Below are 11,600 nucleotides of genomic sequence, written 5' to 3' on the forward strand. Positions count from 1 at the left end.
CGCGTCCGTGCCGCGGCCCTAGGGGCACCGGTGGCGCCCGATGTCCGCGGTCCGGTGCCCGGTGTTCTCGATCCCCCGCCATGAATGACCAGTACCTGGCCCTGTCGGGCACGGACGCGGTGCGCGTGCTCACGATCACGCGTCCCGAGAAGCTCAATGCGCTGAACCGGGCGATGCTGGCCGCGCTGGCGGCACGCCTCGACGCGTTGGCTCGCGACGAGACGCTGCGGGTCCTGATCATCACGGGGGCCGGTCCGAAGGCCTTCGTGGCCGGTGCGGACATCTCCGAGTTCGAGGGGCTCACCCCCGACGCGGCGACCCGCTACGCCCGCGACGGGCAACTGGTCCTGGATCGGCTCGAGGGGCTGCCGGTGCCGACGATTGCGGCCATCAACGGCTATGCGCTGGGCGGCGGGTGCGAACTGGCGCTGGCCTGCACGTTCCGGGTGATGGCCGAGACGGCGCGGCTCGGCCTGCCCGAGACCTCGCTTGGTCTGATCCCGGGATTCGGCGGCACGCAGCGCCTGGCGCGGGCCATCGGCCGACAGCAGGCCCTGGAGCTGATCCTGACCGGGCGTCAGGTCGACGCCGCGGAGGCCGTTCGCCTCGGCCTGGTGTTGCGCGCCGTGCCGGCCGACCAGGTGATGGAGGCCGCCCAGGCGCTGGGGAATCAGCTCGCCGCCCGGGCACCGCTGGCGCTGCGCTACGCCCGCGAAGCCGTGGCCGCCGGACTCGACCGTCCGCTGGCCGACGGGCTGGCGGTCGAAGCGCGGCTGTTCGGGCTCGCCGCCGCCTCCGCCGACATGCGGGAGGGCGTGCGCGCCTTCCTCGAGAAGCGTCACGCCTCGTTTACCGGTCGCTAGGAGTCATCACCGCGTGTCTCGTCCTGCCGTTGCCCAGCTTGTTCCCCAGGCCCCAGGTCTGCGCGTGGCGCTGATCGTCTCCACCTATCACGACGGCATCACCGGTCGTCTGGCCAGTGGCGCCCTCGAGGCGCTGGCTGCGGCCGGGGTGGCCGCGGCCGACATCGAGCGGCTCGACGTCCCCGGTGCCTATGAGGTGCCGTTCGGCGCCCGGGTCGCCGCCGCGTCAGGCCGCATCGATGCCGTCATCTGCCTCGGGTGCCTGATCAAGGGCGAGACGCCGCACTTCGATTACATCGCCTCGGCGGTCTCGCACGGCATCATGCAGGCGTCGTTGCAGCAGGGCATCCCGATGGCCTTCGGCGTGCTGACCGTCAACACGCAGGAGGAGGCCGAGGCCCGCGTCCCCGAGGGCCCCGGCAACAAGGGCTTCGAGGCCGCCGTCGCCGTGGTCACGATGGCGAACCTGGCCAGGGCCTGGCAGCCGCCGGCTGGGAGCGGCGCGTGACGCGCGATCCCCAGCACCTGCGGCAGGCCCGCGAGAGCGCCCTGCAGATGCTCTATGGCTGGGAGCTGAGCGGTGACGCCCTGCCCGAGGCCATCGCCGGTGTCCGCGACCTGCAACTGCGTCCGCCGGTCGCCGACCGCGACGCGCTCGCCGTCTCGCTGGCCCAGGGCACGGCCCGGACGCTCGATCGCATCGATCCCCTGATTGCGGCGGCGGCGACGAACTGGCGCCTCGAACGCCTGGCCGTCATCGATCGCCTCGTGCTCCGACTCGCGGTGTACGAACTGCTCGAACGCCCGGACGTGCCGGCGCCGGTCGTCATCAACGAGGCCATCGAACTGGCGCGCACCTTCAGCAGCCCGGACGCGGTGCGTTTCGTCAACGGCGTGCTCGATGCCATTCGCAAGCGGATCGAACAGGACCGGGCACCGGGCACCGGGCAGCGGGCGCCGAACGGGTAGCCTGCTCGAGTGCTGACCTGTCCTGCGTCGAACCGTCAGCTGCGCGCCTCGACCCTGTTCTTCCGAGCCTGGCGTCCTGAGCCGTGCGCCCGCGCTTCTGAGCCCTGAGCCCTGAGCCCATTGTCATGTCCGATTCCGAACTCGTCTCCCAGCGCCGCGCCAACTTCGAGGAACTGCTCGCCCTCGGCATCCGACCCTATCCGAATGCCTACGACGCCACGCATCGCGTCGCCGACATCGTGGCGACCTACGGCGAGCATGCCGGTGAGGCGCTCGAGGCCGAGCACGTGCCCGTGCGGGCGGCTGGCCGCATTCTCGGCTTGCGGACCTTCGGCAAGGCCAACTTCCTCGTCCTCTCCGACGGCGTGGCCACCCTGCAGGTCTACATCCGCCAGGACTCGGTGCCGGCCGAGGCCTTCGCGATGTTCAAGCTGCTCGACTTCGGCGACCAGGTGGGCGTCGAGGGACGCCTGTTCCGCACCAGGACCAACGAGCTCACCATCTGGGCGTCGGGCCTGACCTTCCTCGCCAAGAGCTTTCTGCCGCTGCCCGAGAAATGGCACGGCCTGCAGGACATCGAGACGCGCTATCGCCAGCGTTATCTCGATCTCATCGTCAATCCGGATGCGCGGCGGGTGTTCGACGTCCGCGCCCGCACGCTGAAGACGATTCGCGGCTTCCTCGACGCGCGCGGCTACCTCGAGGTCGAGACGCCGATGATGCAGTCGATCGCCGGCGGCGCCCTGGCCCGCCCGTTCGTCACGCATCACAACGCGCTCGACATGAAGCTCTACATGCGCATCGCGCCGGAGCTCTACCTCAAGCGGCTCGTCGTCGGCGGCATGGACCGTGTCTACGAGATCAACCGCAACTTCCGCAACGAGGGCATCTCGACGCAGCACAACCCCGAGTTCACGATGCTCGAGTTCTACCAGGCGTACGTGGACTACGAGCATCTGATGCGCCTGACCGAGGAGATGTTCGCCGAGGTCGCCCTGCAGACGATCGGGACGACGGACCTGACGTTCGGCGAGCACGCCATCTCGTTCGCGGCGCCGTTCCGCCGGCTGTCGTTGCGTCATGCGGCGGCCGAGCGGGCCTCCGAGCGCCTGCAGCGATCGGTCGACGTCGACATGCTGCGCGACGAGGCCACGGCCCGCAGCATCGCCACTGCGCTCGGGCTCGCGGTGCCAGAGGGCGTCGGGGCCGGCAAGATCGCCACCGAGATCTTCGAAGCGCTCTGCGAGGACGATCTCATCCAGCCGACGTTCATCTACGATTTCCCGACGGAGGTCTCGCCGCTGTCCAAGCAGAAGCCCGACGACCCCGACACCGTCGAGCGCTTCGAGCTCTACGCCGGCGGGTTCGAGGTGGCCAACGCCTTCAGCGAGCTCAACGATCCTTCCGAGCAGCGCCGACGCTTCGAGGGGCAGCTGGCCGATCGCGCCCGCGGCGACGCCGAGGCCCACCAGATGGACGAGGACTACATCCGCGCCCTCGAGTACGGCCTGCCCCCGACCGGCGGGGAAGGGGTCGGCATCGACCGCCTCGTCATGCTGCTCACCAACAGCGCCAGCATCCGCGACGTGATCCTGTTTCCGCTGATGCGGGCTCAGGGCTCAGGGCTCAAGGCTCAGAAGGAATAGGCTCAGGGCTCAGGGCTCAGGGGCCGTCACGGCGGGTCTTGCGCGCCAGGCGGCCGCGTCAGCGACGCCCCTGTTGCTACGATCATGATCGTTAACATACGACAACTGTCGTAGTAGCGTCGCCACAGAGGTGACGCCATGGTCAAACGCGCCGCAGCACCAACGCCGACGGATGCTGAACTCGACATTCTGAGGGTCGTGTGGGACCGGGGCGAGAGTACGGTGCGTGAGGTGCACGACGTCGTGTCCGGGCTGCGCGACATCGGCTACACGACCGTGCTCAAGCAGATGCAGGTGATGCACCAGAAGGGCCTGCTCACCCGCCAGGAACGGTTCAAGTCTCATGTGTATGCGCCGGCGCAGCCACGCAGCGCGACCCAGCGCGCGCTCGCCGGGCAGTTGCTCCAGCAGGCGTTCGGCGGGTCCGCACGGAGCCTGCTCCAGAGCGCGTTGGCGGGACGCCGCGTCGACGCTGAGGAGCTCGATGAGATCCGCACGCTGCTGGATCAGGTGCAGAAGCGGGGGCAAGCGTGACCGGGGCGCTGGCGCTGCTCGAACACGCGTCGCTCGTCGCCCTCGGGTGGCTTGTCATCCTGTCGTTGTTCGCCTCGACACTCCCGGCCCTCGCGCTCGCAGGCTGGCGCCTGCTGCGCCCGGCTGCTCCGGCTCCACGCCAGCACCGTGCCGCCGTCGTCGCCTTCGCTGCAGCCGCCGTCCTGGCGCTCGTGGCCGTGCCGCTGCTGCTCGTCGTTCCGGCCTCGAGTGGTGCGCCGGACGCGCCCGGAGTCTCGACCTCGACCGCTCCGCGCGCGCCTGCGGCGCGGGACGCCGCCACGGCTCCGGTGGCCGCTCCCTTGTCGGCGGTGCCGCCCAGGCCGGCCCCGAGTGCGTCCGCGTTGCTCTTGCCGGCCGTCCTCGGGTTGGTGGCCATCGCCTGGGGCACAGGCGCAACGCTGATGCTCGGCCGTCTGGTGGTGGCCCTGGGCGCGGCCAGTCGTCTCCGCCAGCGAGCGACGCTGGTCGACCCGAGTCCGTTGCGCGACACGTTCGAGCGGCTGTGCGCGGAGGTTCATCTGGGAGGCACCGTCCTGGCTGTGTCCACTGAGGTCGATGCGCCGGTCACCGTCGGGGCACGTTCGCCGGCAGTCCTCGTGCCCGCGCACCTGCTGGACGTCATGCCCGAGGAGGGGCTTGCTCCCGTCCTCGCGCACGAACTCGCCCACGTGACACGACGCGACTACGCGATCAATCTCGGGCAGTCGGCCTGTGAAGCGGTGCTGTTCCACTGCCCGGCGATCTGGTGGATGGGGGCCCGAATCCGTGAGGCGCGCGAGTTCTGCTGCGACGACGCGTCCGTCGATGTGGCGGGTGACCGTGCCCGCTACGTGGAGGCGCTCACGCTCGTCGCCCGACTTGGCACGGTCCAGCACGCGCGGCCAGCCGTCGGCATGGCCGGTCCTCGACTCATCACCCGTGTTCGTCGCCTGCTCGAAGGAGAGCCCACCATGTCCATTCCGATCGTTCGCGCGTCCCTGGTCGCGGTCACCCTGATCGTGCTGGGCGCGGCGTTGCCCCGGATGTTCGCCACCGCGTCGGCGCACCTGTCCACGCAACTGCTGGCGGCGGGCCAGGCCACCGAAGCCGGCCCAGTGCCTTACGGCTTCCCCCAGCGCCAGGAGGGCAGCGCCCTCCGGATCCTCCGGGTGTCCTCGACGCCTGAGCACGTGTGCGGGGCGTTCGAAGTCCAGAACGTCGGCTCGGTGGCGGTCGCCCGCGTGCGACTCGTCGGTGTGGTGTCCTTCAGGGGCGACGCCGTCCGTCCCGTCCTCATCCGGGAGTCGGAGTGGCTGACACGGGACATCGCTCCTGGAGCGACCGCGCTGGTGCAGGTGCCTCTGGTCGAACGGGAGGAGGCCCGCCGTGAAGCGCGTGGGGAGCACGTCCAGGCGTACTGCGCCGTGCGGGAGGTCGTGTATGCGAACCGGGTGACGTGGGCCGTCACACCGAACCCCGCAGCGACGACGGATATCGACGCGCTCGGGTTGGGACGCTGGCCCACGTTACCGCGGGCCTTCGTGGGGCAGTCGCGCGCGGCCGCTTTTCCGCGGGCCACACTCTGCCTCGACGAGAAGGGCGCGGAGTACTCGGGGGGCGCGCAAGTCGCGATTCGCGATGAGCCGGGCAAGGCCGCCCGGTGCACGAAAGAGGGGCAGTGGGTCGAGGTCGATGCCCGCACCGGCGAGGCCCTGTCACAGGGCGAGCAGGTCGTGGTGGCGTTCGATGTCGCCGTCGACGGGCTGCCGAGGGCCATCGCGCTGACGTCCGCCGCCGGACAGGTGGCGACACTGCGGCTGGCCGACGGCTCCACCTGGGGGCTCGTCCCGGTCGTCGCCGCGAACGGGGACGTTGCCCTCTCGTTGCACGACATGTCGAGCAGCCCGCACCGGCTGCTGGCCACGCGATTCCTGCAGCCTGGCGCGAACATGCGCTTCGAGGAGGCGTCGCCGGCGCTGAGCGTCAGGTTGGCGCAGGACTGAACGGCTCACGGCTCAAGGCTGAGGGCTCAGAAGGCAGGCTCACGGCTCAGGGCTCACGGCTCAGGGCTCAGAAGAGCGGGCTCAAGGCTCACGGCTCAGGGCTCGGCCGGCGGTGGAGGGCCGGCGGAGACCGTGGCGGCGGGGCCGGGCACGCGGGCGGCGGTGTCGAGCGCACGGAGTCGTGTGTGGAGGACGTGGATGCGGCGAACCAGCACGTCGTACTCGGCGGCCAGGGCGCTGATGGGCATGTCTCGTGGGGCCAGCCGCGAGGCGACCGACAACAGATAGCCGGTCTCGGCCGCGGAGCCGGCCGCGATTTCGACGAACCGCGCGTAGTCGCGCGTCGTGGAGCGCTGGCTGCCTTCCACGAGGTTGACGGGCACCGAGAGGGCCGCTCGCGTCAGCTGATCGCAGAAGCTGAAACGCCCTGGGCGGCCGATGGTGGCAGAAACGGCCACCACGCGAAAGAACAGCGCGTCAGCCTGCTGAAAGACCTCGAGATTCCTCACGTCGCGCGCCATGGCCCCGCGCCGATGCATGAGCGTTGCCACCCCCCGCGCAGTATCCTCTCTGAGCCATGATCCTCGAGCCCTGAGCCCCGAGCCCTGAGCCCCTTTCCATGCCCTTCGAACTCTTCCTCGCCCTCCGCTATCTCGTCGCCAGGCGCAAGCAGGCCTTCCTGTCGTTGATTTCGGTGATCTCGACCGTCGGCGTCGCCGTCGGCGTGATGGCGCTCATCATCGCGCTGGCCCTGATGACGGGGTTGCAGGGGGAGTTGCGCGATCGCATCGTCGGCGCGTCGCCGCACATCTACGTCTGGCAGGTGGGTGAGGGCCTCACGGACGTGGCCACCGACATGCGGCGCCTCAAGCAGGTCCCCCATGTGATCGGCGCATCGCCCATCGTTCTCGGCAAGGCGCTGGTGACGGCGGGGGAGCAGCAGGCCTTCATCACCGTCAAGGGCATCGACCCGGCCACCGAAGGGGACGTCACCGACGTCAGTGACCGCATGCGCTCGGGCACGCTGGGCGCGCTGGCGACGCGGCCCGAGGCGTCGCTGGCCGGCATCGCCATCGGGCAGGTCCTCGCCGATCAACTGCGCGTCCGTGTGGGCGACACCGTCACGGTGATGACGCCGGAAGGGCCGCTCTCGCCCTTCGGTCCGACGATGGGGAGTCGGCGGCTGGAGATCACCGGCATCTACTCGCTCGGGTTGTTCGAGTTCGATGCCGCATACGGCTTCGTCGACCTGGCGACCGCGCAACGGCTGCTCGCCCGCGAGCGTCCGGACTTCATCGAGGTCCGCGTCGACGACATGTACGCCGCGCCGGAGGTCGCCCGCGACATCACGAGCCGTCTGGGCGCCACCTACATCACGCAGGACTGGGCCCAGATGAACCAGTCGCTGTTCTCGGCGCTGTGGCTCGAGAAGGTCGCCATCTCCATCACCATCGGCCTCATCGTGATGGTCGCCGCGCTGAACATCGTCGCCTCGCTCGTGCTGCTCGTCATGGAGAAGAGCCGGGACATCGCCATCCTGAAGACGATGGGCGCCGCGGCGGGCAGCATCACGGCCATCTTCATGCTGCAGGGGCTCATCATCGGCGCCATCGGCACGCTGGTCGGGGCCCTCGCCGGTCTGGGCGTGACGACGGTGCTGGATCGCTACAAGCTGATCCGTGTGCCCATGGACGTGTACCAGGTGGCCTACGTCCCGTTCAAGGTCCAGCCCGACGACTTCGTGCTCGTCGTGCTCGCCGCGCTGGCCATCTGCTTCCTCGCGACCATCTACCCGTCGCGCCAGGCCTCGCGCCTCGACCCGGCCCAGGCACTGCGGTATCAGTAGCCCTGAGTCCTGAGCCTTCCATGTCCTTCCTCTCCGTCTCCGCCCTGCAGAAGTCGTATGCCACGCCCAACGGGCCGGTCGAGGTGTTGCGCGACGTCGGGCTCGAGGTCGCCGCCGGCGAGATGGTGGCGATTGTCGGCGCGTCCGGGGTGGGCAAGAGCACGCTGCTGCACGTGCTCGGGGGGCTGGACGGTCTGGACGGTGGGACCGTCGTGGTGGACGGGGTCGGCCTGCACACCCTGACCGACGCCGGGCGGGTGGCGTTCCGGAACCAACGGGTTGGATTCGTGTTCCAGTTTCACCACCTGCTCCCCGAGTTCTCCGCCCTGGAGAACGTCGAGATGCCGCTGCGGATCGGGCGGGTCCCGCTGGCGGAGGGCCGGCCGCGCGCGCAGGCCCTCCTCGAGCGGGTCGGACTGGCGCACCGCCTGTCGCATCGGCCCGGGACGCTCTCGGGGGGCGAGCAGCAGCGGGTCGCGATTGCCCGCGCGCTGGTGATGCGCCCCGCCCTGCTCCTGGCCGACGAGCCGACCGGCAACCTCGACGAGCACACGGCCGCATCCTTGCATTCGCTCTTGCGGGACATGCATGCGGAGTACCGGCTGACGGCGGTGATCGCGACCCACAACAGTCGCCTTGCCGACGCCTGCGACCGCGTGCTGCGGCTCGAAGGCGGCCAACTGTTGCCGGCCTGACGCACGACCCATCCGGTGGTGGCGCTGTGGCGTCCTAGTGACAGGGCCGCGGCAGTGTCACGACGACTGCGCGGTCAGGCGACGGATTGCCGGCACGGGTGTTCGCGCGGGCGGCCAGCCGAGGAGCATCCCGTATAATGCCGACACACGGCACCCCACGCTAAGCGGCGTGAGTTCTTCCAAGGGACCACATGTTCGAGCGGTATACAGAACGAGCGCGGCGCGTCCTCTTCTTCGCCCGGTATGAGGCCAGCCAACTGGGCAGTGTCTCGATCGAGACCGAGCATCTGCTGCTGGGCCTGATCCGCGAAGGCAAGGGGCTGACGAGCCGGATTTTCGCGCGCTCTCACCTCTCCCTCGAAGCCATCCGCAAGGAGGTCGAGGGTCGCACGGTCTTCCGCGAGAAGGTCTCGACCTCGGTCGAGATCCCCTTCAGCGCCGAGACCAAGCGCGTGCTGCAGTTCGCGGCCGAGGAAGCCGATCAGCTGTCGCACAACTACATCGGGACCGAGCATCTCCTGCTCGGCATCCTCCGTGAGGAGCAGTCGGTCGCCGCGACCATCCTCATGGAGAAGGGCATGCGCCTCGCCACCGTGCGCGAGGACATCGTCGCGCTCCTCAACGAGAAGACGACGATGACGCGGGTCAAGGAGACGCCGCTGCTCGCGGAGTTCAGCCGCGACCTGAGCGAGGCGGCGCTCAAGAGTTCCCTCGACCCGCTGGTCGGGCGCGAGACGGAGATCGAGCGCGTCCAGCAGGTGCTCTGCCGCCGCACCAAGAACAACGCCGTCCTCATCGGCGAGCCCGGCGTCGGCAAGACCGCCATCGTCGAAGGTCTGGCGCAGAAGATCGCCGTCGGCGACGTACCGCACTTCCTGGCCGACAAGCGGATTCTCGCCCTCGACATCTCGCTGATCGTCGCGGGCACGAAGTATCGCGGGCAGTTCGAAGAGCGCCTGAAGGCGATCATGAAGGAACTGGTCGAGAACCCGAACATCATCGTGTTCATCGACGAGTTGCACACGCTGGTGGGGGCCGGGTCGGCCGAAGGCTCGCTGGACGCCGCCAACATCCTCAAGCCGGCGCTGTCGCGCGGCGAGATCCGGTGCATCGGGGCGACGACCCCCGCCGAGTACCGCAAGTACATCGAGAAGGACCGGTCGCTCGAGCGCCGCTTCCAGGCCGTCAAGGTCGATCCGCCCAGCGAGAGCGAGGCGATCCAGATCCTGCTCGGCATCAAGGAGCGCTACGAGACCTTCCATCACGTGGACTACTCGCGTGAGGCGCTCGAGGCCGCGGTCTACCAGTCGAGCCGCTACATCACCGACCGGTTCCTGCCCGACAAGGCCATCGACCTGCTCGACGAGGCCGGGGCGCGGGCCAAGCTGCGCGAGGCGGGCTTCAGCGAGGAGTTCGGCCAGATCAACCGGAACATCCGGGTGGCGGTCGAGCAGATGGAGAGTGCGGTCTCGCAGAAGGACTTCGAGCGCGCCCAGTTCTTCCGCGAGCAGGAAGTCATGGCTCGCGAGAACCTGCAGTTCGTCCGCGAGAAGTTCGACGTCGCGTCGAGTCATCGCCGTGTGACGGTCGGCCGCGCCGAGATCGACGAGGTCGTCTCGAAGTGGACGGGGGTGCCCCTCACCTCGATCAACGAGGACGAGGGCGACAAGCTGCTCCGGATGGAAGAGGAACTGCACGACCGCGTCGTCAGCCAGGACCGGGCCATTTCGGCCGTGTCCCGCGCCATCCGGCGGTCGCGGGCGGGGCTGAAGGCGCCGACGCGCCCGGTGGGCAGCTTCCTGTTCCTCGGGCCGACGGGTGTCGGCAAGACCGAACTGGCGCGCGCCCTGGCCAACTTGCTGTTCGGCAGCGACCATGCGCTCATCCGCTTCGACATGTCGGAGTACATGGAGAAGCACTCGGTCAGCAAGCTGATCGGCTCGCCGCCGGGGTACGTGGGGCACGAAGAGGGCGGGCAGCTCACCGAGAAGGTGAAGCGGAACCCGTACTCGGTGGTCCTGCTCGACGAGATCGAGAAGGCGCATCCGGACCTGTTCAACATCCTGCTGCAGGTGTTCGAGGACGGGCACCTGACCGACGGGCTGGGCAATCGCGTCAACTTCAAGAACGCGATCATCATCATGACGTCCAACATCGGCGCCCGCTACATCCAGAAGAAGGCGTCGCTGGGCTTCCAGCCGGGTGAGGCGACCGAGACCAAGACCATCAACGAGCAGGTGCTCGGCGAGGTCAAGCGGACCTTCAACCCCGAGTTCATCAACCGCCTGGACGAGATCATCGTCTTCGAGGCGCTGACCGACGACGACCTGCGGTCGATCACCCGCCTGCTGGTCGCGCAGATGAACCGCAACCTCGTCGACCGCCAGCTCAAGCTCACGCTGGGCGACGATGTCCTCGACTGGATCATCAACGTCACGTGCAACGACCGCTCGTACGGGGCCCGGCCGTTGCGTCGCGCGCTGCAGAAGTACATCGAGGATCCCCTGAGCGAGGAGCTCATCCGCGGCCGCCTCAAGGCCGGAGGGACCTTCGAGGTCTACATGGTGGATGGTCAGCCGCACTACCGCCCCGCGGGCACCGAAGCCCCGGGCCTGCAACTGGTCACCGTCTAGGAGACTCGCGGGAGAGGGCGTCGGGCTCACGTCAGGTGAGCCCGGCCCTCGGCCGCGGCCGCCCGCCCCTGCCCGGCGCCCTGAGCCTGCCGTTCCGAGCCCTGCGCCCAGCGCCCTGCGTCATCACCATTCCGTCACGGCCGGCCGGCCACCCGGTAGCGCCGAGCGTCTCATGTCCGGTACACTGACGGCTTGGCCTGCCATGGGAAGAGCTTCCCATGGCGGCCCGGCCTGTCTCGGACGGGCACGGGGCTGCCGAACAGACGCCCCACGGACACTCGAACACGCATGAAACTCGCTGCCCCTGTTGGGGTACTGTGCCTGGCCCTGTGGGCAACCCCAGCCGCCTTCGCGGGCGTCCAGCCCCCCACGTCGCCGCAGGTGCCTCCGTCCGCGCCGCAGCCGCCGCTG

10 protein-coding genes are annotated in these 11,600 nt (G+C 69.2%); 9 read left to right on the forward strand and 1 reads right to left on the reverse strand.

All coding sequences use genetic code 11. The annotated features are described in order from the left end of the window. Positions 1–80 precede the first annotated feature (80 nt). The 6 genes from Q0C41_RS25675 to Q0C41_RS25700 all read left to right on the forward strand — a co-directional run bounded on the left by Q0C41_RS25675 (position 81) and on the right by Q0C41_RS25700 (position 6,015). Positions 81–863, forward strand: a complete 783-nt coding sequence (locus Q0C41_RS25675; protein WP_291988817.1) for an enoyl-CoA hydratase-related protein — start codon at positions 81–83, stop codon at positions 861–863. Positions 864–876: 13 nt separating this feature from the next. Then, positions 877–1,371 (forward strand): 6,7-dimethyl-8-ribityllumazine synthase, encoded by a 495-nt coding sequence (ribH, locus tag Q0C41_RS25680; RefSeq protein ID WP_291988819.1) that lies wholly within the window; start codon positions 877–879, stop codon positions 1,369–1,371. Next, positions 1,368–1,832 (forward strand): transcription antitermination factor NusB, encoded by a 465-nt coding sequence (nusB, locus tag Q0C41_RS25685; RefSeq protein WP_291988821.1) that lies wholly within the window; start codon positions 1,368–1,370, stop codon positions 1,830–1,832. Before ribH ends, nusB begins: the two co-directional genes overlap by 4 nt. A 125-nt stretch (positions 1,833–1,957) precedes the next feature. Beyond that, positions 1,958–3,478, forward strand: a complete 1,521-nt coding sequence (gene lysS / locus Q0C41_RS25690) for a lysine--tRNA ligase (protein ID WP_291988823.1) — start codon at positions 1,958–1,960, stop codon at positions 3,476–3,478. A gap of 138 nt (positions 3,479–3,616) precedes the next feature. Then, complete coding sequence (locus Q0C41_RS25695) at positions 3,617–4,012, forward strand: BlaI/MecI/CopY family transcriptional regulator (protein WP_291988825.1); 396 nt, start codon at positions 3,617–3,619, stop codon at positions 4,010–4,012. Continuing rightward, positions 4,009–6,015 carry a M56 family metallopeptidase gene (locus Q0C41_RS25700; RefSeq protein ID WP_291988827.1) on the forward strand — a complete coding sequence of 669 codons (2,007 nt, stop codon included), beginning with the start codon at positions 4,009–4,011 and terminating at the stop codon, positions 6,013–6,015. The genes Q0C41_RS25695 and Q0C41_RS25700 overlap by 4 nt, the downstream gene beginning before the upstream one ends. 95 nt (positions 6,016–6,110) lie before the next feature. Here the strand turns inward: Q0C41_RS25700 and Q0C41_RS25705 are convergent, their stop codons facing one another. Then, entirely contained in the window at positions 6,111–6,566 is a 456-nt protein-coding gene (locus tag Q0C41_RS25705; protein ID WP_291988828.1) for a four helix bundle protein, read from the reverse strand. 68 nt (positions 6,567–6,634) lie between these two features. On the opposite strand from Q0C41_RS25705, the gene Q0C41_RS25710 reads away from it, so the two are divergent. The 3 genes from Q0C41_RS25710 to Q0C41_RS25720 all read left to right on the forward strand — a co-directional run bounded on the left by Q0C41_RS25710 (position 6,635) and on the right by Q0C41_RS25720 (position 11,189). Further along, positions 6,635–7,861, forward strand: a complete 1,227-nt coding sequence (locus Q0C41_RS25710) for a lipoprotein-releasing ABC transporter permease subunit (protein ID WP_291988830.1) — start codon at positions 6,635–6,637, stop codon at positions 7,859–7,861. Positions 7,862–7,881: 20 nt separating this feature from the next. Beyond that, positions 7,882–8,556 carry an ABC transporter ATP-binding protein gene (locus Q0C41_RS25715; protein ID WP_291988832.1) on the forward strand — a complete coding sequence of 225 codons (675 nt, stop codon included), beginning with the start codon at positions 7,882–7,884 and terminating at the stop codon, positions 8,554–8,556. Between the two features lie 191 nt (positions 8,557–8,747). Further along, positions 8,748–11,189, forward strand: a complete 2,442-nt coding sequence (locus Q0C41_RS25720; RefSeq protein WP_291988834.1) for an ATP-dependent Clp protease ATP-binding subunit — start codon at positions 8,748–8,750, stop codon at positions 11,187–11,189. Positions 11,190–11,600: the final 411 nt, after the last annotated feature.

Source organism: Luteitalea sp., assembly GCF_022842525.1.
GTDB lineage: Bacteria > Acidobacteriota > Vicinamibacteria > Vicinamibacterales > Vicinamibacteraceae > Luteitalea.